At 70.5% G+C, this 25,861-nt stretch carries 21 protein-coding genes and 1 pseudogene; 15 read left to right on the top strand and 7 right to left on the bottom strand.

Annotated features, from left to right (window positions below; all coding sequences use genetic code 11):
- Positions 1-72 precede the first annotated feature (72 nt).
- Positions 73-1,293 carry an acyl-CoA dehydrogenase family protein gene (locus tag F4553_RS39325; RefSeq protein WP_184846731.1) on the bottom strand — a complete coding sequence of 407 codons (1,221 nt, stop codon included), beginning with the start codon at positions 1,291-1,293 and terminating at the stop codon, positions 73-75.
- Between F4553_RS39325 and F4553_RS42135 the strand changes: the two genes are divergently transcribed.
- Together F4553_RS42135 and F4553_RS39315 are read left to right on the top strand one after the other, a co-directional pair.
- Positions 1,292-1,768, top strand: coding sequence for an NUDIX domain-containing protein (locus F4553_RS42135; RefSeq protein ID WP_184846729.1), 477 nt, complete (start codon positions 1,292-1,294; stop codon positions 1,766-1,768). The two genes, F4553_RS39325 and F4553_RS42135, sit on opposite strands and share 2 nt — an antisense overlap.
- A 456-nt stretch (positions 1,769-2,224) precedes the next feature.
- A complete protein-coding gene (locus tag F4553_RS39315; protein ID WP_184846727.1) occupies positions 2,225-5,281 on the top strand; it encodes a hypothetical protein in 3,057 nt (1,018 codons plus the stop codon).
- 99 nt (positions 5,282-5,380) lie between these two features.
- On the opposite strand, the gene F4553_RS39310 is transcribed toward F4553_RS39315, so the two are convergent.
- Positions 5,381-6,409 carry a LacI family DNA-binding transcriptional regulator gene (locus F4553_RS39310; RefSeq protein ID WP_184846725.1) on the bottom strand — a complete coding sequence of 343 codons (1,029 nt, stop codon included), beginning with the start codon at positions 6,407-6,409 and terminating at the stop codon, positions 5,381-5,383.
- 139 nt (positions 6,410-6,548) lie between these two features.
- Here F4553_RS39310 and F4553_RS39305 point away from each other — a divergent pair, with 139 nt between their 5' ends.
- The 7 genes and pseudogenes from F4553_RS39305 (at position 6,549) to F4553_RS39275 (ending at position 16,864) form a co-directional block, all read left to right on the top strand.
- Positions 6,549-7,466 carry a carbohydrate ABC transporter permease gene (locus tag F4553_RS39305; protein ID WP_184846723.1) on the top strand — a complete coding sequence of 306 codons (918 nt, stop codon included), beginning with the start codon at positions 6,549-6,551 and terminating at the stop codon, positions 7,464-7,466.
- Complete coding sequence (locus F4553_RS39300) at positions 7,463-8,323, top strand: carbohydrate ABC transporter permease (protein ID WP_221470659.1); 861 nt, start codon at positions 7,463-7,465, stop codon at positions 8,321-8,323. The genes F4553_RS39305 and F4553_RS39300 overlap by 4 nt, the downstream gene beginning before the upstream one ends.
- 24 nt (positions 8,324-8,347) lie before the next feature.
- Entirely contained in the window at positions 8,348-9,640 is a 1,293-nt protein-coding gene (locus F4553_RS39295) for an ABC transporter substrate-binding protein (protein WP_184846721.1), read from the top strand.
- Between the two features lie 35 nt (positions 9,641-9,675).
- Positions 9,676-11,304 (top strand): alpha-amylase family protein, encoded by a 1,629-nt coding sequence (locus F4553_RS39290; protein ID WP_184846719.1) that lies wholly within the window; start codon positions 9,676-9,678, stop codon positions 11,302-11,304.
- A gap of 122 nt (positions 11,305-11,426) precedes the next feature.
- Positions 11,427-14,018 carry a CBM35 domain-containing protein gene (locus F4553_RS39285; RefSeq protein WP_184846717.1) on the top strand — a complete coding sequence of 864 codons (2,592 nt, stop codon included), beginning with the start codon at positions 11,427-11,429 and terminating at the stop codon, positions 14,016-14,018.
- 393 nt (positions 14,019-14,411) lie between these two features.
- Positions 14,412-15,278: pseudogene (locus F4553_RS39280) on the top strand (IS5 family transposase); the annotation flags it as partial.
- Between the two features lie 98 nt (positions 15,279-15,376).
- A complete protein-coding gene (locus F4553_RS39275; RefSeq protein WP_184846715.1) occupies positions 15,377-16,864 on the top strand; it encodes an RNA-guided endonuclease TnpB family protein in 1,488 nt (495 codons plus the stop codon).
- Here the strand turns inward: F4553_RS39275 and F4553_RS39270 are convergent.
- The gene (locus F4553_RS39270; protein ID WP_184846713.1) at positions 16,831-17,286 is read right to left on the bottom strand and encodes a winged helix-turn-helix transcriptional regulator; all 456 of its coding nucleotides are present in this window, start codon (positions 17,284-17,286) and stop codon (positions 16,831-16,833) included. The two genes, F4553_RS39275 and F4553_RS39270, sit on opposite strands and share 34 nt — an antisense overlap.
- A gap of 74 nt (positions 17,287-17,360) precedes the next feature.
- Here F4553_RS39270 and F4553_RS39265 point away from each other — a divergent pair, with 74 nt between their 5' ends.
- Positions 17,361-18,203 (top strand): SDR family NAD(P)-dependent oxidoreductase, encoded by an 843-nt coding sequence (locus tag F4553_RS39265; protein WP_312875555.1) that lies wholly within the window; start codon positions 17,361-17,363, stop codon positions 18,201-18,203.
- A 39-nt stretch (positions 18,204-18,242) separates the two neighbouring features.
- Here F4553_RS39265 and F4553_RS39260 read toward each other — a convergent pair whose 3' ends face one another.
- Entirely contained in the window at positions 18,243-18,968 is a 726-nt protein-coding gene (locus F4553_RS39260; protein WP_184846711.1) for a GNAT family N-acetyltransferase, read from the bottom strand.
- 100 nt (positions 18,969-19,068) lie between these two features.
- Here F4553_RS39260 and F4553_RS39255 point away from each other — a divergent pair, with 100 nt between their 5' ends.
- Positions 19,069-19,875, top strand: coding sequence for a TIGR02452 family protein (locus F4553_RS39255; protein WP_184846709.1), 807 nt, complete (start codon positions 19,069-19,071; stop codon positions 19,873-19,875).
- Between the two features lie 18 nt (positions 19,876-19,893).
- Here F4553_RS39255 and F4553_RS39250 read toward each other — a convergent pair whose 3' ends face one another.
- Positions 19,894-20,151, bottom strand: a complete 258-nt coding sequence (locus tag F4553_RS39250; RefSeq protein ID WP_184846707.1) for an acyl-CoA-binding protein — start codon at positions 20,149-20,151, stop codon at positions 19,894-19,896.
- 167 nt (positions 20,152-20,318) lie between these two features.
- Between F4553_RS39250 and F4553_RS39245 the strand changes: the two genes are divergently transcribed.
- Positions 20,319-21,014: a VOC family protein gene (locus tag F4553_RS39245; RefSeq protein ID WP_184846705.1), complete on the top strand. Its 696-nt coding sequence runs from the start codon at positions 20,319-20,321 to the stop codon at positions 21,012-21,014.
- A gap of 22 nt (positions 21,015-21,036) precedes the next feature.
- Here the strand turns inward: F4553_RS39245 and F4553_RS39240 are convergent, their stop codons facing one another.
- A complete protein-coding gene (locus F4553_RS39240) occupies positions 21,037-21,942 on the bottom strand; it encodes a GlxA family transcriptional regulator (protein WP_184846702.1) in 906 nt (301 codons plus the stop codon).
- Complete coding sequence (locus tag F4553_RS39235) at positions 21,939-22,526, bottom strand: cysteine hydrolase family protein (protein ID WP_184846700.1); 588 nt, start codon at positions 22,524-22,526, stop codon at positions 21,939-21,941. The genes F4553_RS39240 and F4553_RS39235 overlap by 4 nt, the downstream gene beginning before the upstream one ends.
- Before the next feature lie 177 nt (positions 22,527-22,703).
- Here F4553_RS39235 and F4553_RS39230 point away from each other — a divergent pair, with 177 nt between their 5' ends.
- From F4553_RS39230 to F4553_RS39220, 3 genes are read left to right on the top strand one after another with little or no spacing between them, the layout of a single operon-like run.
- On the top strand, positions 22,704-23,873 hold the full coding sequence (locus F4553_RS39230; RefSeq protein ID WP_184846698.1) for a polysaccharide lyase family 7 protein: 1,170 nt from the start codon (positions 22,704-22,706) through the stop codon (positions 23,871-23,873).
- A gap of 60 nt (positions 23,874-23,933) precedes the next feature.
- A complete protein-coding gene (locus F4553_RS39225; protein ID WP_184846696.1) occupies positions 23,934-24,797 on the top strand; it encodes an LLM class F420-dependent oxidoreductase in 864 nt (287 codons plus the stop codon).
- 35 nt (positions 24,798-24,832) lie between these two features.
- Entirely contained in the window at positions 24,833-25,852 is a 1,020-nt protein-coding gene (locus F4553_RS39220; RefSeq protein ID WP_184846694.1) for a 5'-3' exonuclease, read from the top strand.
- Positions 25,853-25,861: the final 9 nt, after the last annotated feature.

The raw sequence follows: 25,861 nt of genomic DNA, 5'->3' as shown, positions 1-25,861 counted from the left end.
CCCGCCCAGCGCGCGTTCCGCCGCACGGAAAGGAGCTCGATCGGGGACGCCCCGCCCGAGCCGTGACGAAGATCAACGGTTCGCCGTACCGGACGAGGGTGCTTCCGCTCCCGCCGGCCGATGGTCACCGACGGACCTGGACCACTCGCCTTGGGACAGGCAAAGCGCTACCTCCGCCAGCCGCAGCAGCTGGATGTCCGACGTGCCGGCAGGGGCGAAGATGTGGTGGGCGTCGCGCAGGTACCGCTCGACCGGCCGGTCGGGGAACAGCCCACAGGCGGCATGGATCTCCATGGCGTCGCGAGCCGAGTCCAACGCGCAACTCACATTGACGAGCTTCGCGTTGATCAATTCGGAGTCGCACGGTAGCCCCTCATCCAGCAACTGCACCGCGTGGTAGGCGGTGAGTCGTGCCGTCATCAGCCGGCTCTGCATCTGACCTACCTTCAGCTTGATCGTCGGTAGCGCGGACAGCGAGGCGCCATATCGATGCCGCTCCGAGACGAACGCCAGCGTCTCCTCCATCAGCGCCTGATGGATGCCGAGTGCCACCGCGGTCAGGTTCGGCCTGCCGTAGAGGACGCTCGACGAATAGGCGACGGCAAGCCCGTCGCCTTCGCAGCCCAGCATGCTCGCTGCGGGCACCCGGCAGTTCTCGAACACGAGCTCGCCGAAGCTGAAGCCGTGCAGCCCCATGGCCGGCCGGTGGGCGCCCAGCGACAGTCCCGGCCGGTCGGCCTCGACGAGGAAGGCCGACAGCCCTCGGGAGCCGATGCCCGTACGCACCACCACTCCGTGCAGGTCGCCGACGTGGCTGTTGCCGACGTAGACCTTCCTTCCGTTCAAGACGTAAGCGTCCCCGTCCCTGGTGGCCGAGGAGGTCATGCCGAGGACGTGGCTGCCCGAGGCCGCCTCGGTGACCGCGATCGTGGGCAGGCAGTGACCTGCGGCAATGGCCGGTAACCATCTCAGCCGCTGAGCCTCATCGCCAAAGTTGATGATCTTGGCGGTGCCGAGCAGGGAGGCCTGAACCATCGCTCCCATGGCGCCGCTCACGCGGGACAGCTCCTCGATGACGAGGGTCTTGGCGAGGTGCCCAAGCCCCATACCGCCGTACTCCCGGTCGATGGTGACGCCGATCCAACCCTGCGCGGAGATCAGCCGAGGGAGCTCATGCTGCACATCCTGGGCCGCCTCCATCTCGGCTACTCGAGGCCGCACGACATGTTCGGCGAAGTGCCGTACCTCCTCACGAAGGCGTCGATGGCGCTCCGTCAAAACGAATTCACTCATGACCGACTCCTCGCAGACCCTTGCAGCGCAGCCAGACCACGTTGGCACCCTTCACGACGCCGCCGACAGCGGTCGTTCCACGTCACGGAAGCGAAGCACACGCTGGCGGGATCACGGCGTTCCGTCACGCGGAAAGCCGCCTTGCCGCTCGCAGGCGTTCCCGGGGGTCTGGACCAACAGCTGCTGCGGCCACCCGATGCCCGGGGAGCGGCTCATCGATGCCGTCAACCGGCGGCTCGGCGCCGAGCTGGGCACGTGGGCAGCCCAGGCTCGCCTCGTCCTGGGCTCGGTGCGCTACGAGGCGGAGATGGCGGGCGTGCGGGAGAACGAGATGGGTCCGGTGCTCCGGGTGTCGGCGGGCAGCACCATCACCCCCCACCCCGACGAGGTGCAGGCGGCCCGGTGGGTGCCGTGGCAGCGGCTCGTGAACAGCGCGGCCGACGACCAGTCACGCTCTCGCCGTGGAGCCGGGTGACCATCGAGCAGTTGGCGCAGCTCGGCGCCGACCCGCGGCAGTGGCCGACCGCACCACCGTCGTCGCTGCCCTCGGCTCTGCGCGGGCTCTGGCCGTGACGAACCGTCACCCGAAGGGAGCACCATCATGATCAACGATGTGCAGGCCGGGAGCTCGCCCGCCGCCTCGTCTGCGGCGCCCGAGTACCGCCCGACGGCGCGTCATGGGACCCGTCGCCGAAGCGATCCTCGGCGCCTATGACTCGGACGGCGACGGGACGCTGACCAACGAGGAGATCACCCGCCAACCTGCGCGGCTTCTACACCAGCGCCGACCCGCTCGCTCCCGGCAACTGGCCCTACGGCAGATTCGATCCGGCCTGAGGCATCGCATCTGACGGCTTCCCCAGGCTGCCGCGGCAGTCAGCCCCGAATCCCCAGGTCAGCGCGGAGCCCTCCGGTCCTTTAGCATGGCGCGGTGCCAGCCTCCCCTCGCCTTCGCCGCCCGCACCTCCCCCTCGGGATCGCCGTGGTGCTGCTCCTCGTCGGAGCGGCCGTCGCCCAGGGGATCGGCGGGACGCTGGGATTGTCGTTCACGCCGGTGCGCGTACCCGTCGAATCGGTCACCCCACGGCCCGCGGAGCCGATGGCGGCGGCGCCACCGGTCGCCGCGATCGCCGTGCCCGAGGGCGCGCGGCTGGGACTCGCCGCCGAGAGCGTCGCCGACGCGCTGGTCGCGCGCGGCCTCGCCCGGCCTCGGATCGCACCGGACGCGACCGGGCCCGGGACGCTGCGGGTCGTGCTCGGTGCCGCGGTCGGTACATCCGCCGAGGCGTTCCGGATCGACGGTGCCGGTGCCGATCTGACGGTCGCCGCCGGAGACGTCGCGGGCGCGGTCGCCGGGCTCTACGCGGTCGCCGACCGGATCAGGTCGGGTGCCGAGATCCAGCGCGGCGTGATCACGCCCAAGCTCGGGCTGCGGCTCACCGACGCGGGCTCGGTCGGCCGGGAGCCCGACCGGACGGCGTTCGCGGCCGGCACCGACTACTCCCTCAACACCGATGTCGTCGGATCCGCGCTGCTCCCGGCCGCGCCGTGGGTGGACCAGGCGGCGGTGGACCGGATCGCCGAGCAGTTCCGCCAGTTCGTCGACCACTCGCTGGCCCAGGGCTACAACGGCGTGGTCGTGCCCGGATTCCTGGAGTACGTCACCTTCGCCGGCGTCGGCGACGGGCACGCCGTCTATCCGGCGGGCGACACCCACCTCGCCACCGCGCAGGCGATGGTCGCCGCGTTCGGACCGGTCTTCCGATACGCCCACGACATGGGCATGAAGGTCTTCCTGATGACCGACATGCTGGCGCTCTCGCCGCCGCTGGAGCGCTACCTCGACCGGGTGGCGGGCGGTCTCGACACGAGCAACGACCAGCTCTGGGCGGTCTACCGGGCCGGGCTCGCCGAGCTCTTCGACCGGATGCCGTTCCTCGCCGGGCTGATGGTCCGCATCGGCGAGGGCGGCGACGTCTACCAGCAGCACGGCTGGGATTACAGCTCGCGCATCGCCGTCACCACCCCCGAGGCGGTCCGCGCCATGCTCACCGCGCTGCTCGGCGCCGCCGGACCGGCGGGCAAGGATGTCATCTTCCGCACCTGGACCGTGGGCGTCGGCGCCGTCGGCGACCTGCACACCAACCCGGCGTCCTATGAGACGGTGCTCGGCGGCTTCAACGACCCGCACCTCGTCGTCTCGACGAAATACTCCCTCGGCGACTTCTACAGCCACCTGCCGCTCAACGAGACCCTCACCGTCGGCGACCAGCGGCGGATCGTGGAGTTCCAGTCCCGGCGCGAGTTCGAGGGGTTCGGCGCGTTCCCCAACGACCTCACCGACCTGCACCGGCAGGCACTGCAGTACGCCCTGTCGGCCAACCCGCACATCGAGGGCGTGTGGACCTGGACCCAGGACGGCGGACCGCTGCGAGCCGGACCGATGTCGCTCTACCTGCGGACCGGGTTCTGGCAGCTCTACGACCTCAACACCTATGCCGCGGCCCGGCTCGCCTGGCAGCCCGACGCCGACCCGGCGGCGATCACCGCCGACTGGATCCGCCAGACCCTCTCCACCGACCCGGCGACGGTCGCCGCCGTGGGCGAGGCCATGGCGCTCTCCCGCGAGGCGATCACCAAGGGCCTCTACCTCAGCCGGTACGCCGACAACACGGTCAAAGCCCTCGGCCTCCAACCGCCGCCGATGATGTGGATCTTCGAGTGGGACATCGTCACCGGCGACTCCGCCGCGTTGGACAGCATCTACCAGGTCACCCGGGACCACATCGACGAGGTGATCGCCGAGGGCGAGCAGGCCGCCGTGCTCGCCGGCCGGATCGCCTACCTCGTCGAAGCGACCCCCGAGGCCTCGTGGCGCGATCCCGAACTCCGGCGCCGGTTCGAAGCCGCCGCGGATTACCAGGCGGACCTCTTCCAGACCCTCTCCGACTACCGGACGATGTTCCTGCGCCACGCCCAGTGGCTCGACACCGGGTCCGACGACGCCTTCCGGGCCTGGCACGAGGCCGAGGAGCGCTACGGGAAGACCCGCGACGCCCATGTCCACCGCTACGGCGGCGACGTCGACCTGCCCGCCTACAACTTCACCGCCGCCGACATCGGCATGCACCGCGCCGACCGCGACGAGCTGATGTCGTGGCTGGCCCGGGGCCTGCTCGGTCTGGTCCTGATCGGGCTGCTGCTCGGCAGCGCTCTCGGCCGGCGGCTGCTGGGCCCGGGGCTACCGGGTTCGGCGGCGCTGCGCGGGCTGTGGCTCGGCGCGACCCGGCCATGGCGCGTGGCCGACCTCGACGTGACGCCGACCCGGACCGATCGGGTGCTGGTGCTCGCATTGCCCGTCGCCGCGCTGGTGGCGAGCCGGTCGGTCTTCACCTGGTTCACGGCACCGGCGCACCTGGTGCTCGTGCTCGGTGCCTGGCTGCTCTTCGGTGTCGTGCTGCGGCTGCTGGTGCGCGGCCGCGACCCGTTCCACCTCTGGGCCGCGGTCGGCGGTGCGGCGCTGCTGCGGACGGTGGTGCTGCTCGTCGCCCTGTCCGGCCGCGGACCGGGACGCTACTGGTTCCAGTTCTGGACCGCGCCGACCTCGCGGGCGGTCTACATCACCATCGCGTTCGCCGCGTTCTGCTGGGTCTTCGTCGCAGCCGGGCTGGTGCTGCGCGACGGGTACGGCTGGCAGGCGCGACGGGCGATCGGGGCGGTGCTCGTCGGGCTCGGCGTGCCACTGGCGGTACTCGGGTCGGTGATCGCGGCGATCGGGCTGGAGGCGGCGCTGACGATCTGGAACGACCAGATGGCACTGCTGCCCTGGGGGCTGTCCCGGATCCTGGGGATCACCGTCTACCTGGGGATTCCGACCGGGCTGCCGGGGGACGCGGCGATCGCCGGGGGTGTGCTCACGGTGGCGGGTGGCCTGCTGTGCAGCTTCGCACGCCGGGCGGGAGGCACGGCAGGGCTCGAATCGCGCTGAATCTGCCCTGAGCACCCCACTCCGGTCACGTTTTGCAGCAAAGCGTGGCCTCGTCGAACGAGATGGCCACGCTTTGCTGCAAAACGTGACCGGGGTGGGTCAGCCGATCGTGGAGGCGCGGATCTTGAGCTCGCAGGGGACCCGGATCAGCTCGTGGCTCTGCGGCTCGCCGTTGACGGCGGCGAGCAGCCGTCGGCCCGCGACCCGGCCCATCTCCAGCAGCGGCAGGGCGACCGTGGTGAGCGGCGGCCGCTGGTGCACGGCGAGCGACCGGTCGTCGAACCCGACGACCGCGATGTCGCCGGGGATGCGCAGGCCCCGGTCGTGGATGGCGGCCATCGCACCGGTGGCGAGGTCGTCGCTGGCGCCGAAGATCGCATCGGGCGGCTCGGGATTGTCGAGCATGGCGCTGGCCAGCGCGTACCCGTCCTCGGGCGCCCAGGACGGCGACTGCCGCACCAGCATCGGATCGAGCGGGGCACCCGCCGCGTCGAGGGTCTGCACAAGGCCCTGGAAGCGGTCGGCGGTCACCTCCCAGGACGCGGGACCGTTGATGAACCCGATCCGGCGGCGGCCGATGTCGAGCAGGTGCCGGGCGGCGAGGACGGCTCCGCCGTGGTCGTCGGGGAGGATGCTGGGCACCGCTTCGGTGACGCCGTACTCGTAGAGGAACAGATACGGCGTACCGGGCAGGGGCAGCGCCGGGCCGGAGCGGGGGCGGACCCGGTTGCCGGACATGATGATGAGCCCGTCGACCTGCCGGTCGAGCAGTCGCCGCAGGTGGGTGCGCTCCTTCTCAGGGTCGCCGTAGCTGTTGGCGAGCAGCACCGAGGTGTTGTAGTCGGAGGCGGCGTCCTCGACGCCGCGCATGAGCGCGGTCGTGAAGATCCCCTCGAGGTCGTCGGTGAGGATCGCGATGGTGTCGGTGTGGCGGGAGCGCAGCCCCCGGGCGACCGCGTTGGGGCGATAACCGAGCCGAGCTATGGTGTCGAGAACACGTTTGCGCACCTCATCGCCCACATCGGGTCGCTCGTTGAGCACCTTGGAGACGGTCGCGGTCGAGACGCCGGCGACGGACGCCACGTCGCGCATCGTGACGCGGGCGGCTGAGCTGTGCGATCCGGCCACCGGACTCCTCAATCGGTTTCGTAAACGTCGGTCGAGCGGACTCTAGCAGAAATATTCTGCGTGGCCCCTTGACATGATCCGGATATCTGGCGGTAACGTTCCGGCTTACGAAATCGATTAAGTAAACGTGGAGGCGGTTATGACGAGCGCGGCACCGGCCCGGTCCCGGCGGCATCGGCGTGGTCCGATGGCCCGCCGGCAGCGGCTCGGCCTGCTCTTCGTCGCCCCGGCCGTCCTGCTCGTGCTGGGGATGTTCATCCTCCCCGTGATCGTCACCGGGGTGATGTCGTTCTACGACTGGTCGCTGCTCGGCCAGCGCCGCTTCGTCGGGCTCGCCAACTACGAACGGCTCGCCCACGACACGTCGTTCCGGGACAGCCTCGGCTTCACCACCGTCTACACGGTGATCGCCACGGCGGCGCTGCTCGTGGTCGGCATGGTGCTCGCCTCGGCGGTCCGCCACCGCCGTCGCGGGGTCGGGCTGCTGCGGACGGCGTACGTGGTGCCGGTGGTGATCGGCTTCGCCACGGCGAGCTACGTGACGCTGTGGCTGCTCGACGACCGGATCGGCATCATCCCCGACCTGCTGCGCCGCCTCGGCGTCGTCGACGGGCCGGTCTCGGTCTTCTCCAGCTTCCCGTCGGCCCTCGCCGTCGTGGTGGTGCTCGTGGTCTGGAAGACCGTCGGGCTGACGATGCTGCTGCTCATGACCGGCATGCAGGCGATCTCGAAGGACTACTACGAGGCCGCCCAGGTCGACGGGGCCTCCCGGCTGCGGACCTACTTCAAGATCACCCTGCCGCTGCTGCGGCCGACGATCGGCCTGGTGCTCATCCTGACCGTCATCGGCAGCTACCTCGCCTTCGACCAGTTCTTCATCCTGACCCAGGGCGGCCCCGACAACAGCACCATCCCGGTCGTCTACCTCATCTACCGGGCCGGGTTCATCGACTTCAACCTCGGCTACTCCGCCGCGATGTCGATCGCCCTCATGGTCATCCTGCTCATCCTCACCAGCATCCAGCTGCTGCTGACGCGTACCCGGGAGGAAGCGTGACCACCCCGACGCCCCGGCGGCTCCGGCGCCCGGACTGGCTGCCCGCCGCCGCCTTCTGGACCGTCTTCGGCCTGCTCGCGCTGCTGTTCGTCGCACCGCTGGGCTGGCTGCTGCTCGCCTCGGTCAAGACCAGCGCCGAGTTCGCCCAGACCCCGCCCACCCTGCTGCCGTCGAGCCCCAGCCTGGAGAACTACCGGCGCCTGCTCGACGCCGGTCTCGCCCGCAACGTGCTCAACAGTGCCCTGGTCACCCTCGGGACCGTCGTCGCCGCGAGCGTCGTGTCGGTGCTCGCGGGCTATGGATTCGCCCGGTTCCGGTTCCGGTTCCGCGGCGTGCTCTTCCTCATCGTCCTGTCCACCCTGATGATCCCGTTCCAGTCGATCGTCCCGTCGCTCTACGTCATCCTCGACGACCTGAACCTGACCAACTCGCTCGCCGGTCTCGTCCTCGTCTACACCGTCTTCGCCATCCCCTTCGGCATCTTCACCATGCGGGCCGCCTTCGCCGCCGTCCCCGCGGCGGTCGAGGAGGCGGCGATCGTCGACGGTGCCGGACCGTTCGCCACCCTGCGACGGGTCCTGCTGCCGATCGTGGCGCCGGGCGTGGCCACCGTCGCGCTCTACGCCTTCTTCACCGCCTGGAACGAGTTCCTCGCGGCGCTCATCTTCACCACCCGGCAGGAGCAGTACACGCTGCCGGTCGTCCTGGCCAACCTGCAGTCCGGTGCGGGCGGGACGCTCAACTGGGGCGTACTGGAGACCGGGGCCGTCGTCTCGGCCGTCCCGTGCGTCGTCATCTTCCTCATCCTGCAGCGCTACTACGTCGCCGGGCTCACCGGCGGCGCCGTCAAGGAATAAGTGCCACTCACATAGGAGTCAACAATGTCTACCGCACCCCGGCTGCGCCGGCTGGTGCCGGTGCTGGCCGTCCTCGTCACGGCCGTCACCGTCTCCGCCTGCAGTAACACTCCGGCCACCGACACCGGCGCCCCCGCGGCGCTCAGCGGCTCCGGGCCCGCGACCCTCTGGGTACGCGCCGCCGACGAACCCCTGGACAAGGCACTCGTCGCCGCCTGGAACACCGCCAACCCCGACCGCAAGATCACCATGCTGACGGTGCCCGACGCCCAGTACGTGCAGAAGTACGTCCAGGCGGTCCGCAGCGGCGACACACCCGACCTGGCGGCCGTCGACATCGCCAACGTCAAGTCGCTGACCAGCCAGAACCTGCTCACCGACATCACCGCTCAGGTCAACGCCCTGCCCTACAAGGGTGAGCTCGCCCCGGCCGGCGTCGACATCAGCACCGTCGACGGCAAGATCTACGCCCTGCCACACCAGCTCGACGTGTCGATGCTCTACTACAACAAGGCGCTGTTCACCAAGGCCGGACTCGACCCGGCCAAGCCGCCGACGACCCTCGACGAGCTCGTCAACGCCGCTCGCAAGATCACCGCGCTCGGCGACGGGACCTACGGCTTCACCATGGCCGGCAACTGCGCCGGCTGCAACGCCTACACCCTGCTCCCCTACATCTGGGCCAGCGGCGGCGACATCATGAACGCCGACGGCACCAAGGCCACGCTCGACAGCCCCGCCGTCGCCGCCGCCCTCAACGCCCACAAGACGATGTGGGACGAGAAGCTCATGCCGCCCGCGGCGAAGGACGACAACGGCGCCACCTGGCTCACCGGCTTCCAGTCCGGCAAGGTCGGCATGGTCGCGCTGGGCAGCTTCGGCGTCAGCGTCTACAAGGCCGACAAGAACCTCGACTTCGGCGTCACCGCCATCCCCGGCTCCCAGGGCACCTCCGCCTTCCTCGGCGGCGACGTCATCGGCATCTCCAAGGGCGCCAAGAACGCCCAGACCGCCTGGGACTTCATCGCCTGGAGCATGTCCGCCGACGTGCAGAAGACCGTCGTCGCCAACACCGGCCAGCTCACCGTCCGCGCCGACGCCGCCGACAACGCCGCCACCCAGGCCGAGCCCCGGCTGCTCGTCGCCAACAAGCTCATCGCCACCGCCAAGGTGCCGGTGACCGCGAAGTACAACTCGCTGTTCATCGACCCGACCGGCCCCTACCTGAAGTTCCTGCGCGACTGGATCTTCGTCGGCGACACCGCCAAGGCGATCAGCACCGGCAACGACGGCTTCCGCAGCCGCCTGGCTTCCTGACCTCACCCGCACCCGCACTGCAAGGAGCACCCACCATGCAAGACCTGAGCTTCCGGTGGCCCCACCCCCGGTTCACCACGGCGCTAGGGCCCGTCACCGTCCGCGTCCACACCGGCGAGAACGCCTACGGACTCGACCCCGACCGGCTGCGGGTCGAGCAGGACGGCGACACCACCGTCATCAGCGCAGACGGTCTGACCTGGGCCGGGGGCCAGCAACAGGGGCCCGGCCAGGCCGTCGTGCGCATCACCGAGATCGACGACCGGGTCACGGTGAGCGTCACCGCGACCCACCCCGACGGCATCCGCTGCGTCGCGGTCGTCCTGCACGACCAGCCCACCGGCGAGGTCACGGCGGTCCGCGAGGGCACCCTGCCGGTCCCGGTCACCGGGCGCACCGTGCAGTACCCCAACGGCTGGTTCGACCTCGCCACGCCGCTGCTCGGGCTCACCAGGCCCGACGGCATCACCACCGTGGTACGCAGCCTCGACACCGAGGTCCGCGCCAAGCGGTTCGCCATCGTGCCGCACTTCGACGCGCCCGAGACCTGCGACCTCGAGCTCATCGCCGACACCGACGCGACGAAGCCGCGCAGCCGGTTCGGCGTACCCGACTGGGAGTTGCGCAGGGTGACCGACCTCGGCCCGGTGTGGGCCGAGCACACCGCGCACATCCGCGAGGCCTACGCCCTGCCGGAGTGGGCCGGCCGCGACGACGTCCCGGCGTGGCTGCGCGACGACACCTCGCTCGTCGTCAGCCTCAACGGCATGCACTTCACCGGCCGGATCTTCCTCGACTACGACGGCATGCTCGACACGCTGCGCCGCCTCGGCGAGAAGATCGACCCCAAGCGCATCCTCGCCTACCTGCCCGGCTGGGAGGGCCGCTACTACCGCTGGTACGGCCGCTTCGACGTCGACGAGCGCATGGGCGGCGCCGCCGGGTTCCGCCGCCTCGTCGAGGGCGCGCACGACCTCGGCGCCCGGATCATGCCCATGTTCGGTGCCAACGTCGCCGCCCGCGACCTGCCCGGATTCGAGACCTGGGCGGCTCCCGGGCAGCTGCTCAACCCCAGCGGCCACACGCCCATCGGCTCCGTCGACTGGGACGCGTCGCGCCACTACGACCACAGCTGGGGTTCGCTCGTCAACCCCTCCTACGAGCCGTGGCGGCACCACCTCGCCGAGCAGATCGTGCGCCTGCACCACGACTACGGGTTCGACGCGGCGTTCCTCGACATCTCGGCGATGTACAACAACGACCCGCGCGGCTCCACCACCGCCGGGCTGCGGGCCCTCGTCGAGCTGATCCGCGCGGGCAGCCCCGACCTGCTCATCGCGGGCGAGGCCTGGTTCGACGGGATCGGCGGCATCATCCCACTGGTCCAGGCCGGCCACCGCGACACCGTACCCACCCACCACGACCAGCCGGACGAGGCGCTGTTCACCGGCACCAACCGTTCGTTCGGCCACGTCTGCCTCGGCGACCCGGCCTTCGGCTCGACCGGAGTCCACGAGGCGGGCTACAACGCCCACTGGCGCCTGCCGGTGCGCGAAGGCGTCCTCCCCACCCTCACCGTCGTAGACGGCACCCTAGACCAGGCCCCCGAGCGGGTCGACCTGATCGTCCGCGACGCCCACGAGTACGCCGAGAAGTTCCTCTAATTCGCGTTGATCAAGGGAAGACTCGCCGCATATCGGACGCCCCGGATGGCGAGTCTTCCCTTGATCAACGCGAAAAAGGCCGCGACCGCGGCATCCCGTCACTCACGGAAGGCTCCGCCCCCATGCGCCGAACCGCGAGAACCACGACCGCCCTCATCCTCCTCAGCGCCGCCGCCACGCTCCCGGTGGCGGCGCACCCCACCGGCCCCGCCGAGGCAGCGACCCTGACGCTGACCCGGGCCGACTACCGGGACAAGACGCTCGCCGCCCTGCTCGGGCAGGTCGGCGGCGTCCTGACCGGGTTCGAGTACAAGAGCCCCAGCCCCGAACCCACCGATGTCTGCTTCCAGCCGACCTACGGCCCTTACAGCGGGGACGCACCGTTGAGCTGCTGGACCCCGAACGGCTACCCCGGCTATGACCGGCTCGGCGCACCGCACTTCGCGGCCGCCGAGACCGGCAGCGACGACGACTACCACATCGACCTGTTCAATCAGCTGATCCTCTCCGACCACGGCCCCGACGCCTCCTATCAGGACATCAAGGACGAGTGGGTGGCACACAACGTCGGCGACTGGGGTCCCGGCGACATCGCCAACGCCGCCATGCGCAACGACGGCCTCGTCCCGCCGCTGACCGGGCAGGCCGAGTACGACCGGCACTACTGGCTCACCGAGCCCTACATCGAGAACGACACCCTGGGCCTCGTCGCACCGGGGATGCCCGCCACCGCCCGCGACCTCGTCGGCCGCTTCGGGTCCGTCACCGGCGAGTTCGACTCCGTCGTCTGGGCGAAGCTGCTCGGCACGATGTACAGCCAGGCGTACTTCGCCACCGACGCCCGCACGGTGCTCGCGAACGCCTCGGTCGTGCTGCCCCGCGACAGCTGGCCCTACGCCGTCTATCAGCGGGTGGTCGCCCTGCACGACCAGAACCCGACCGACTGGCGGTGGGCGCAGGCGCAGCTGATGACGTTCGTCCGCAACGTCTACGGCCAGGACAACGAGATGGCGATCCCGGACCGCAACAACGGGTCCGCGATCATCGCCATCCTCTACGGCAACAACGACTACCTGACCAGCCTGAAGATCGCGTCGCTGATCGGCAACGACGCCGACTGCACGGCCTCGTTCGTCGCCGGGCTCATGGGCATCATCAAGGGCATGGCGGGTACGCCGCAGGAGTTCAAGGACCGCATCTACGCCAACAACGCCGGGCGTTACATCAACGACCTCACCACCGGTTTCCCGCCCAACATCAAGAGCGGCTACCCGGTCAGCCAGTCCTGGGACAGCATCGTCAGCCTCTATGAGGCCAACACCGCAGCTCAGGTGACGGCTCGGGGCGGCAGCACCACCGCCACCGCCTTCAGCATCAACGGCCAGACGGTCGACCCGGAGAAGCGGGTCTTCGTCAACAACGCCGACTTCGAGCAGGGCAGCCTCGCCGGGTGGAGCATCTGGACCCCCGGAACGGACCCCGGCAGCCCGAACGTCTACGCCGAGAACAACGGCACCGCCCAGTCCGGAGCCTGGAAGGGCACGGTCGTCACCGACGCGTCCGTCACCGAGGCGAAGCTCTCCACCACCGTTCGGGGCCTCCAGACCGGTGCGACCTACCGGGTCAGCGCCTTCATCCAGGGCAATCAGACGGCGCGCCTGTTCGCCGACAACCGCTACGCCTCCGCCGTCGGCACATACGCCGTCACGAACCGGCAGTGGGTCGACCGGTCGATCGAGTTCACCGCGACGGCCGCCACGGCGCAGGTCGGGCTGCACCTGCCGACCGGAGCCACCGGGTTCGCGGCGATCGACAACCTCACCGTCACCCAGATCACCGCACCGGCGACGACCCGCTACGAGGCGGAGTCGGCGACCCGGTCCGGCGGGCAGGTCCGCAGCGCCGGCACGGCGTCCGGCGGCCAGTATGTCGGCGGTCTCGACAACACCGGCGACTACGTCCAGTTCTCGGTGACCGTGCCGAGCGCCGGCGAATACCGGATGGCGGTCGGCTTCGCCAACGGCACCAGCGCCGTGAGCAGGCTCGACGTGCTCGTCAACGGGGTGCAGCGGTTCGTGGCGCCGTTCCCGCGTACCGAGGCGTGGGGTAACTTCGCGGCGACCCCGCAGCTGTTGCCGGTGACCCTCGCGGCCGGGAGCAACACGATCCGCCTGCGCCAGGGCGGGGTGGGGTTCACCGAGGTCGACTACCTGGACCTCGGCACGGCCCCGACCCCGGTCTACGCCGCCGAGACCGCGGCGGCCGTCGCCAACGCCGGCTTCGACGCCGCCGGGGCCACCCAGACTCCGACCGGTTGGGGCACGTGGGCCGGGAGCACCGGCACCTCCGCCGACGCCGACTTCACCGAGGCGGGCGGCGTCACCGGCGGCTACCGGCTCACCCACTACAAGGCGAGCGCCTTCGAGGTCTTCACCGACCAGACCGTCACCGGGCTCGCCAACGGCACCTACACCCTGACGGTCCAGGCGGTCGGCGGTGGCGGGCAGAGCAGCGCCTACCTCAGCGCGAAGAACTACGGCACCGCCCAGCCGGAGCTCACCGCACCGATTCCGGCGCTCGGCTGGCCGAAGTGGCAGACCGTCGTCATCTCCGGCATCCCGGTCACCAACGGGCAGCTCACGATCGGCCTCTACTCCGCCGGCAGCGGCGGGCAGTGGCTGTCGATCGACGCGGTGACTCTCACCAGGCAGTAACCCGGCACTGCCGGACCGGCCCGTCGCGGAGCACCCGCTCCGCGACGGGCCGCTCTCACCTCCGCGGCCGACGACCGCTACCGGACGTGACTGCGAGCTGTGGGGGCAGGCCGTGCTCTGCGCGAGGCTTTGCTCTGCTTACACCTGCGCATCGACCACTGAGTCCGGACATTCCCGCCGATGCGTCGGTGTAAGCAGAGCAAAGCCTCGCGCGCACTGTCAGGTCCCCCAGCCGGTGCGGTCACTTTCTGTAGCGGCCACAGGGCGAAGGCCGTCGACGCGACCCGATCTAGGCAGTGTCTCGAAGTTGCGGTGTGTTGGTGATCGATAAGTAGCGAGGTCTCCGGTAGAAGGTTCATCGACGAAGAAGAACCAGCAATACCGGAGACCTCGGTGGACACCTTATCGGTGACGAGGCGGCACGACCTGACCGACGCGCGATGGCGGCTGCTGCCACCCTTGCTGCCTGCGGGTATCCGGCCGGGTCGGCCGTCGGCGTGGAGCAGACGGCAACTGATAGACGGCGTACGGTGGCGGGTCCGGGTCGGCGCGCCGTGGCGCGACGTCCCGGCCTGCTATGGATCATGGCAGGCCGTGTACGGCCTGTTCCGACGCTGGCAGCGGGCCGGGACATGGCAGCGCTTCGTCACCGGACTACAGGCCCGGGCGGACGCGGCCGGGCTGATCGGGTGGGATGTCAGCGTCGACGCCACGACCGTCCGAGCCCACCAGCATGCCGCCGGCGCTCGTAGGCACGGCCTCTTGCAGGCTGAGCCGCCGACCGGAGAACCCGACGACCACGCGTTCGGCAGGTCGCGCGGCGGGTGGAACGAAGCTGCACCTGGCCTGCGACCAGGGCCGCAGACCCTTGTCGATGCTGCTGACCGCCGGCGATCGCGGCGGCAGCCCACAGTTCGCGGCGGTCCTGGCCGGCATCCGGGTGCCCCGCACCCTCGATGGCGCCCCAGGATCCGGCCGGACCTGGTCCTGGCCGGCCGGGCCTACACATCGAGGGCCAACCGGGAACTGCTGCGCCGCCGCGGAATCAAGGCATGCATCCCATCGAAGATCGACCCGGACGCCCACCGCCAAGCCAAAGGCTCCCGAGGCGGACGCCCACCCGCATTCAACCCGGTCACCTACCGACAGCGGCACGCCGTCGAATGCGGCATCAACCAGCTCAAACACAACCGAACCATGACCACTCGCTACGACAAGCTCGCCACCCGCTACCTCGCCACGATCCACATCACCGCGATCAACGAATGGCTACACGCACTTCGAGACACTCCCCTAAGGGCCAATGGCGTGTTTCATAGGTGGTGTTGTTGTCGGTGGTGTGTGGCATGGTGCGTGTCGTGGCTCGTTTCACCGCGTTCCGGTTCACTGTGGACCCGACACCCGGGCAGGAGGTACTGCTGCGGCGGCATGCGGGTGCATCCCGGTTCGGGTACAACCAGTGCCTGCGCCTGGTCAAGGACGCCCTCGATGCCAAGGCCCGTGGTGGTGTGGTGAAGGTGCCGTGGACGGGCTTCGATTTGATCAACGCGTTCAACGCGTGGAAGCGGTCCGGGGATGCCGGGCGGGTGATGGTCGCCGCTGGGGACGGGTCGGTTTCGGTCGTGGCGACGGGTCTGGTGTGGCGTGGTGAGGTCAGTCAGCAGGTGTTCGAGGAGGCCGCGGTCGACCTCGGGCGCGCGTTGGCGGCGTTTACGGGGTCGAAGGCGGGTGCCCGGGCGGGGCGGCGGGTCGGGTTCCCGAGGTTCAAGTCTAAGAGGCGTGTCCCGCCGGGGTTCCGCATCCGGTGCAAGACCTCGACTGCGGGCAGGCCGGGTATCCGGGTCGGCGACGACGGCCCGCGGTCGGTGACCCTGCCCGGGATCGGTGTCCTGGTGGTGCGGGAGGACACACGTCGGTTGCGGCGCATGCTGTCCAAGGGCCGGGCGAGGGTCCTGTCCGCGACTGTGGCCTACCGGGCCGGGCGCTGGTCGGTGGTGTTGACCTGCGAAGCTGCGGATCTCCACGAAGCCCACCAGCACACGCAGGCCGGTTCTGCCGGGACGGAGGGCCGGGGGTGGGTGGGAATGGACCGGGGTCTGAGCGCGCTCGTTGTCGCCGCCCGCGCCGACGGCCGGGAGGTGCTGCGGATCGACGACTCGCCGCGCCCGGCCCGGGCCGGGATGGCTCGGCAGCGCCGCCTCGCCCGCAGCCTTTCCCGCAAGCAGCCCGGCTCCGCCAACCGCCGCGACACCGCCGCCCGCCTGGCCGGCCACCACGCCTACGTGCGGGCGGTCCGGGCGCGGTTCCTGCACCAGGTCTCCAACCAGCTGGTCAAGACCCACGACCGGCTCGCCCTGGAGACCCTCAACGTCACCGGCATGCTCCAGAATCACCGCCTCGCTGCGGCTATCGCCGACGCCGCCTGGGCCGAACTCGCCCGCCAGGTCACCTACAAACAAGCCTGGCGTGGCGGGCGGGTGGTCCTGGTCGACCGGTGGTACCCGTCGACCAAGACCTGCAGTGCATGCCGCACCGTCGCGTCCGTCGTACCGCTCGGCCAACGCGTGTTCACCTGCAACGCGTGCGGGTACCAGGCCGACCGGGACCACAACGCCGCGGTCAACCTCGCCGTCTGGGCCGAACAGCACCACGCCCAGACCCGGGACCCCCACGCAGGAGGCCCGGTCACCAACGCCCGCCGAGGGGAAGGCACTGGCCCGCGCACCCGCGCGGGTGAAACCGGCCCCCACGACGCGGGAACCACACCCACCCCACCAGGGGTGAGGCGCGGACGCCCGAGAAGGGCGCTGTCTCATGATCCAGAAGGACTTCGAGACAGGCCGTAACCCGCCAGCCCGACAGAGCCGTGTGCTGGACGGCCGCGGACCGCGGCGATCTCCAGCTGGTGGCGCAACGCCCAGTCCGCGAGCGCCGACAGCGGATGCAGCAGGCTGCTGCCCAGCGGCGTGAGGCTGTACTCGACGCTCGGCGGCACGCTCGGATGGACGGTGCGGAGAACCAGACCATCCAATTCCAAACCGCGCAGGGTACGCGTCAGCATGCGCTGGCTGATCCCGTCGATGCCCCGATGCAGCTCGTTGAAGCGGTAGGTGCGCTGCCCGAGCAGGACCACGACGAGGACGGACCACTTGTCCCCCACCCGGCGCAGGATCTCCGTGACGGGGCACTGGTCGTGCTCGGCCGACGGCACCGGGCTCGGGAGACGGGTGCTGACCAGGGAGGGCACATCGGTGTTCGCAGCAGACATCAAACTGCCTTCTTCCGCAGGCCTGGGTGGTTACCGAGGATGAGCGTACGCACCGCCGGTAACCAGGAGGATCCGTGTCACACAAGCGCGTCATCGTGGTCAGCGGCGGCACCGACGGCATGGGACGCGCTCTGGTGCTCGCCCGGGCCGAGCGGGGTGATCAGGTCGTCGCGATCGGCAGCAACGCGGACAAGGGGCGCGCACTCCTGGCCCGGGCGGCCGAGATCGGGGCGGCGGACCGCGTCGAGTTCCTCCAGGCCGATCTCAGCTCGGTCGCCGGCACCCACGGTGTCATCGACACCGTCCGGGGGCGCTGGCCGGTCGTCGACGCCCTGGCCCTCTTCGCCAACCGGCAGGCGCCGAAGCGGATCGTCACGGCCGACGGGCTCGAGGCCACCTTCGCGCTCTACTACCTCAGCCGCTACCTGCTCAGCCATGGGCTGCGCGCCGCTCTGGACCGGGCACCCGCCCCGGTCATCGTCAACGTCGCGGGGGTCGGCACCACCAAGGGCTCGATCCGCTGGGACGATCTGCAGTCGGCGGACCGATACTCGATGATCTCCGCCCAGCTCCAGGCCGGACGCGCCAACGACCTGCTCGGTGTGGACTTCGCTGCCCACTCCGGTTCCCGCGCGCGCTACGTGCTCTACCACCCCGGCTTCACGAGAAGCGGTGACCTCACTCCGCTCCCGGTCGTCCTCCGCGCAGTCATCCGGGCCGCGGCGAGTATCTCGGCCCGGCCCGTCGCCGAATCCGTGCGGCCCATCGTCGGCTGGGTCGACACCCCGCCCGATGCCCCGCTCACCGCGATCGACCGGCACAAGCCGGTGCCGCTGAAGACGTCGACCCTCGATCCCGGCGACGCCCAACGGCTCGCCACGGCCACGAAGGACATCCTCGCCTGGATCACCGCCTGACCCTCCCGGCCCGATGCGCGCCGGACCGCGCGCAGCAGGTCATCGGAGGCGCACCGAGGTCAGGTCGATGCCCTCGGTGAAGCCGAGCCGGTGATAGAGGAGCCGGGCGCGGGTGTTGGCCGCGGTCACGCCGAGGGCGCAGATGTCGAACTCGCCGAGCAGTTCACGGGTCATCCGCCGGGTCAGCGCCGCGCCGTGGCCGCGGCTCTGCCTGCTGGGCAGGACCGCGATGGCGACGAGGTAGCCGACGCCGTTCCGGCTGCGGTCGGCGCCTACCGCGACCAGCTGACCGTCCTCGTGGATGCCGAACCAGCGCCGGATCGGCCCCTGGCCCGGACGGTTGCGGGTGGCGGGGAAGGCGATGTCCAGCAGCGAGTCGATCGCGGCGTACTCGCTCTCGGGGAGCAGCACCACGCGGTCGTCGGCGTCGTGGTGCGGGGACGGCTCCCGGGTCCACAGGACCGACCAGTGGTCGTGCTTCTCGATGCGGAACAGCGGTGCCAGGATGTCGATGTCCACATGGGGCAGTTCGAGGACCGCCGCACCGCGGATCAGGTCGGCCCCGGCACAGATCGCGAGGATCTCGTCCGGGTCGCCGACAGCGCAGACGCTGGACACACCCCCGTTCTCGGCCGTCCACACCACCGAGCGCTCCCCGGCGTACCCGATGAGGTTCTGCCCGTGGGCCCGCAGGCGCGCGAACGGGTGGTTCCGCGCGGCCTGGAGGACCGCGCTCCTTCCAGCGAGCGGAGAAGGCAATGCCATGGCGTGGACGGTATCGGCCGCTCCTGATCAAATCGGTTGCCGTCGGGGGCCGGCTTGCCTAGCGTTCAGGAATGTCACATCGTGATACCCGGATCAGCCCGTGAGCAGCCTCCTGCGCGAGATCGCCAGGCGGACCGTGGAGTTCGCGGACAGGGGCGCCTACACCAACGACGCCGGTGCCGAGATCTCGATCGGCCGGGATGTGCGCGCCGCAGTCGCGGGGACGAGGCTCTACCCGCACGACGGCGAGCCGCCCTCCGCCGGGACCGCACCGGTCACGGCGGCCGTCGAGGTCACCCGGGAGTCGACCCTCGTCGCCGCCCGGCGGGCCGGACCGGACGCCGCCTGCCTGGTCTTCGCGTCGGCGAAGAACCCCGGTGGCGGCTTCCTGGGCGGGGCGAAGGCCCAGGAGGAGAGCATCGCCCGGTCGTCGGCGCTCTACCCGTGCCTGCTCGCCGCGGGTGACTTCTACCGCCTGCATCGGGAGCAGCGCGACCTGCGCTACACCGACCAGGTGATCTACGCGCCGGGCGTGCCGGTCTTCCGCGACGACAAGGGCAACCTGCTGGAGCAGCCGTACCTGACGTCGTTCCTCGTGGCGGCCGCGCCGAATCTGGGCGCGATCGTTCGGAACCAGCCCGACGATGCCGCCGAGGTCCCGGCGGTGCTGCGGCGCCGGGCGGTCCGGGTGCTGCGGGTCGCCGCCGCGCACGGGCACCGCACGCTGGTCCTCGGGGCCTGGGGCTGCGGGGTGTTCCGCAACGACCCGGCCGTGGTCGCGGCGGCGTTCGCCGGTGCGCTGCGGGAGGTCCCGGCCTTCGACCGGGTCGTCTTCGCGATCTACGACAACCTCACCGGTACGCCGGTGCACGCCGCCTTCGCCGCCGAGTTCGGCACCGGCGGCTGATCCCTCGGCGCCGGTCGGTCAGGCCGAGCGGAGCTCGGTGACGAGGTCGACGTAGCGCTGCTGGGCATTCTGGGCGCTCTCGCCCTGGAGCTTCTGCCATGCGTCCCACTTGGACCTGCCGACGAAGTCGAGCACGCCGGGCCGGGATCCGGTGGCGTCGCCGTGCGTGCCCTGCTTGTAGAGCGCGTACAGGCGCAGCAGGGTGTCGTTGTCGGGACGCTTCGACAGCGCCTTCACGTCGATCTGGGCCTGCTCGAACGCCTCAGCCAGGGACATATCGCAACCTCCGGTCGGTGTATGTACCGGTCATTATGGCCTGCCGCCATCTTCACGCGCACCGGCGCTTCACCGCTTCATCGGGAGTTTGAGCGCGTCTCGCTATGGGAACGCTCCCATAGTCGGATAACGATGCGATACGACGTCGCGGACAAGGGGACACCATCATGAGCCTCGCACAGTTCAAAGCCATCAGCCTGGATGCGTACCGGCCGGCGAGGCTCGCGCGGTTCTGGGCCAACGCGCTGAACGCCACCCCCGTCGAGCTGCGTGACGGTACCGCGCGTATCGACGACATCCCCAGCCACCACGGCGAGACCTCGATCTGGATCAGCCCCGCAGAAAAGCCGGTACCGCACCCGGTCCGGGTGCGGCTCGGCATCGAGCTGCACGATCAGGATCTCGCCGCCCTGACCGCCGCCGGCGCGGTGGTCCACGACAACCCGAGCGACGCGCACCCGTGGTGGACCCTGGCCGACCCCGAGGGCAATCCGTTCCGGGCGCACCGGTTCACCGACGGCCCGGCGGGGCGGCCGCGACAAGCCTGCGAGCTGACCGTCGAGTGCGACGATCCGAACACGCTCGCCGGCTGGTGGGCCACCGTCACCGCCGGCCGGGTCATGGACGGCAGCCGGATCGTCGATGCTGCCGGATTTCCCTGGCCGTCCTGGACCTTCGAGCCGGCCGGCCAGCCGAAGAACGCGAAGAACCGGCTCTACTGGGAGGTCAGCCTCACCGAGCCGAGCCCGGACGGGCTGGTCCGGCTCGGCGCCACGGTGCTGCGCGGACCGGACGCCGACATCGATTGGTGGATCATGGCGGATCCGGAGGGCAACGAGTTCTGCGCCTTCCCGCCGGCATAGGCACCGGGCGGCCGCTGCGCCGTCACGCCCGGCTGCGCAGGCGGCGCAGCATCCTCGCGTCCTCGAAGCCGACCGCCCGGGCCGCCGACTCGACCGTGGCGCCGTGGCCGATCAGGTGCTCGGCGCGTTCCAGCCGCAGCTCCTGCTGGTAACGCAGCGGCGTCATCCCCACCGCCCGCCCGAAGAGCCGGGTCAGGGTCCGTTCGCTGACCCCGCCGGCACTCGCGAGCTGTGCCAGGGGGAGGCGGTCGGCGTACCCGGCGTCGATGAGGTCCTGGACCCGGTGCACGGCGTCGCTGATGTGCGCGCGGTGCCGGAGCATGACGCTGGCCTGCGGTTCTTCGCCGTTGCGGCGGGCGAAGACGACCATCTCGCGGGCGATGCGGGCGGCGAAGCCGGGCCCGTGGCGCAGCGCGAGCAGGTGCAGGGCGAGGTCGATGCCGCTGGCGATGCCCGCGGAGGTGACGACGCGGCCGTCCACGACGTAGAGCACGTCGCGCACGACCGTCGCGGCGGGGAAGCGGTCGGCGAGGTCGTCCTGCAGGTCGTGGTGGGTGGTGCAGCGGCGACCGGCGAGCAGCCCGGCCTCGGCGAGCGCGAAGGCTCCGGCACAGACGCTCGCGACGGTGCCGCCGCGCTCGTGGTGGGCCCGCAGCCGGTCCAGGTTCGGCCGGGCGAACTTGCCCCGGTGGGCCGGGGTGCGCGACCGCCAGCCGGGCACGACGAGCAGGTCGTCGGGGTCGAGGTCGGGCCAGTCGAGACGGGCGCGCAGGGTGACCCCCTGCGACGTCGGGACGTCCTCCTGCTCCCCCACGTAGTGCAGCGTGTAGTCCTGGCCGTAGTCGGTCGCGGACGAGAACGCCTGCGCCGGGCCGGCCAGGTCCAGCAGGTGCACCTGCGGGGCGAGCAGGAAGACGACCCTGGTCACGCGGCGGTCAACTCCTCGACGGTGGCGATGGTGGCGAAGCGTCCGGCCAGGGCGTATTCGGTGCGGGCCAGGATCTCCGCGGTGTGCAGGGTACGCGGGTCGGCGAGGATCTCCGCGTTGGAGCGGCCCGCCGGTGCGTCGCGGTGCTCGATGGGCTGGGTGGCGGTGGCGTCGGTGACGAAGGTGACGTCGTAGCCGAGGTCGGACGCGAGCCGGGCGGTGGTCTCGACGCACTGCTCGGTGCGGATGCCGCAGACGACGACCTCGCCGATCCCCTGCTCGGTGAGGCGCTGCTGCAGGTTGGTGGTGGTGAAGGCGTTGTGGGCGGTCTTCGTCAGCACCGGCTCCCCGGCCAGCGCCTCCAGTCCGTCGAAGAGCCGCACGAAGCCGAGCGCGGGGTCGAAGACGCCGCCGGTGCCGGGCTCCGAGTGCAGGACCCAGATCACGGCCTCGCCATTGGCGCGGAACGATTCGGCCAGCCGGGTCACCTGCTTGGCGATCTCCGGGTTGGAGCTCAGCGCCCAGCTGTCGCGCTGGCGGAATGACTCCTGGACGTCGATGACGACGAGTGCTCGCTTCTTCATGCCTCGATCCTTCCTCGCGGATCCTCGGCCCGACAGGCACCATCATGCCTCGCACCGGACCGATCCGGTCACCCGGTGATCGGAGATCGAGGCATGCCCACCCTTGACACGCATAGGAGCAGGTGTTCTCATCTCTTTTTGTTAGGCAACTTTCCTATCTGTTAGTACGGAGGGTTCATGAGGTTCCACACCCGCCTCTCAGCGTTGATCGTCGCCGCCTCGGTGGCGGTCTTCGCCCCGGTCGCCACCCCCGCCCACGCCGCACCGATCCGCTACGAGGCCGAGAACGCCACGATCTCGCAGGGCATCCTGGAGACGCTGCACACCGGTTACTCCGGCAGCTCGTACGTCAACTCCGACAACGTGACCGGCAGCTACGTCGAGTTCACCGTCACCGCCGCGAGCGCGGGCACGGCGACGATCACCATCCGCTACGCCAACGGCACCGCCGTCGACCGGCCCTCCACCGTGGCCCTCAACGGCAGCGCCATCGCGACCGGGCTGTCGTTCCCGGCCACCGCCAACTGGGACACCTGGGCGAGCAAGGCGGTCACCGCCCCGATCGCCGCCGGGACCAGCAAGATCCGCATCACCGGCACCACCGCCAACGGGCCGCCCAACCTCGACTACCTCGACGTGGACGTCGCCGCCGGCGGGCTGAACCCCAACGTCGCCCCCGGCGGCAACTTCAACCTCTCGATCTGGTCGCTGCAGCTGCCGATCGGGTCGCCGGGCTCCCCCACCACGATCCAGCCCGCGCAGCTCAAGGGCCCCAACGGCTACACCAACCCCAGCTACTTCTGGACCGACGCCAACGACGGTTCGATGACCTTCTGGGACCCGGAGGCGGGCGTCACCACGCCGAACTCCAACTACGCGCGCACGGAGCTGCGGGAGATGAACGCCAACGGCAGCGCCGCCGACTGGACGCTGTCGGGCAACCACACCCTCAGCGCCCGCCTGCGCGTCGTCTCCGTCACCAAGAGCGTCTGCGTCGGGCAGGTCCACCTCGGCTCGGGCGGACCGTCGACCAAGCCGCTGCTGGAGCTCTACTACGCGGCTAACGGCGACATCGCGCTCGGCACCGAGAACTCCCCCGACGGCGGCCAGACCCGGCACCCGGTCGGCCACGTGGCACTCGGCACCCAGTGGAGCTATGTCATCAACATCTCCGGCGGCCGGATCAACCTCACCATCAACGGCACCACGACCAGCTACCCCATCCCGTCGTCGTTCAACCAGTACCGCCAGTACTTCAAGGCCGGCGACTACAACCAGTCGTCGTCGAGCAGCACGAGCAACGGTGCCAAGGTCAAGTTCTACGCGCTGAACGTCTCGCACGGTTAGGAGCAGCCGCGGTGGGTGCTTCTCCGCCAGGAGCGCCCACCGCCGATATAGGGTCGATGGATGCGTATCGGTCTGCAGATTCCCGATTTCACCCGCCCGCAGGGCCCCGCCACCCTCGGTCCCGCGCTCGCCGAGGTGGCCTCCGTCGCCGAGGAGCAGGGCTTCGAGTGGCTGGCGGTGATGGACCACTTCTTCCAGATCAGCATGGTCGGCCCGCCGGAGAACGAGATGCTCGAGGCGTACACCACGCTGGGTTTCCTCGCCGCGCGCACCGAGCGGATCAAGCTGCTCACGGTCGTGACCGGCGGCCACTACCGCACCGCCGGCCTGCTCGCCAAGACGATCACCACGCTCGACGTGCTCTCCCAGGGCCGCGCCTGGCTCGGCATCGGCGCGGGATGGAACGAGGAGGAGTCCCTCGGGCTCGGCTTCGGCTTCCCGCCGGTCTCGGCCCGCTTCGAGATCCTCGAGGAGACGCTGCGGATCTGCCACCAGATGTGGCAGGGCGACGAGACCCCGTTCCAGGGCAAGCACTTCCAGCTCGACCGGCCGATCAACTCGCCGCAGGCGCTGTCGCGGCCGCACCCGCCGATCATGATCGGCGGCGGCGGCGAGAAGAAGACCCTGCGCCTGGTCGCGAAGTACGGCGACGCCTGCAACCTCTTCGCCACCCCCGATGTCGGCCGCAAGCTCGACATCCTCAAGGAGCACTGCGAGCGCGAGGGCCGCGACTACGACGAGATCTACAAGACGGTCTACTACAGCTTCGACCCCGCCAAGGGCGCCGACGCGATCGTCGAGGACCTGCGCCGCCTCGCCGGCCTGGGCTTCCAGGGCGCGCTCGGCTCGGTCCAGGGCGTGTGGGACCTCGAACCGCTGCGGCTCATCGGCCGCGACGTCATCCCGGCGCTCGCCGACGCCTGACGGGACCGGGCGGGGGCGCCGGTTAGTCTGGTCCGGTGCCCCCCGCACCCCTGCTGCTCGTTCTCGACGGAAACAGCCTGCTCCACCGCGCCTACCACGCCGCGTCGCTGGAGGGGTTCACCGACCGGTCCGGCCGCCCGGTCTGGGCACTGCGGGGCCTGTTCAACTACGTCGCCCGCGCGGCGGCGCACCTGCGGCCGCAAGCGGTCGTCGTCGGCTTCGACTGCCCCGACCACTCCGCCCGCCGCCTGGACTACCCGGCATACAAGGGCCACCGCCCGGAGAAGGCCGCCGACCTCGTCGAGCAGCTCGCCGGTGCGCCGGAGCTGCTGCGGGCCGCCGGGATCTGCACCGTGGTCCCCACCGCGTTCGAGGCCGACGACGTGCTCGCCAGCTCCGCCGAGCACGCCCGCCGCAGCGGCTGGCGCTCGGTGCTGATGACCAGCGACCGCGACGCCTTCGCCCTCATCGACGACACGACCTCGGTGCTGCGCATCCGCAACGGCGGCTTCGACGAGGCGGTCATGGTCGACGCCGCGAGCCTGCTCGCGATCTGCGGCGTGCAACCCCGGCAATACCGCGATTACGCCGCGCTGCGCGGTGATCCCTCCGACAACCTCCACGGGGTACGCCGATTCGGCGCCGCCACCGCCGCGCGCCTGCTCCAGGCCTTCGACACCGTCGAGGCCGCCTGGGCCGCCCTGGACCGCGGCGACGAGCAGTCCGTCCGCGACGTCGTCGGCGAGCTCGCCGCCGAGGAGCTGGGCAAACCGGCGATGCGGGCGATCGTCGAGCGCAACCGCCGGATCATGAGCATGCGCGACGACCTGCCGGTGCCGGAGCTCGACACCGTGCGGCTGCCGCTGAACCGGATGGTGATGCGGCAGGCCCTGTCGGACCGGGGCATCAACCTCGGTCCGTCGCTGTGGGCGCTCACCGGCGGACTGCCGCCGCAGCGGGCCGAGGAGCCGGTGGTGGAGCTGCGCCCGTGGACCTTCCGCCGAGGCATGGCCTCCCGCCGGGACCCCACCCCCGGCCAGCTGGCCCTCTTCTGAGACCCGCCT

This window comes from Allocatelliglobosispora scoriae, from assembly GCF_014204945.1.
In the GTDB taxonomy this organism is placed as follows: Bacteria; Actinomycetota; Actinomycetes; order Mycobacteriales; family Micromonosporaceae; genus Allocatelliglobosispora; species Allocatelliglobosispora scoriae.
The sequence above is the reverse complement of the archived record's forward strand: the minus strand, read 5'-3'. Positions and strand labels throughout refer to the sequence as shown.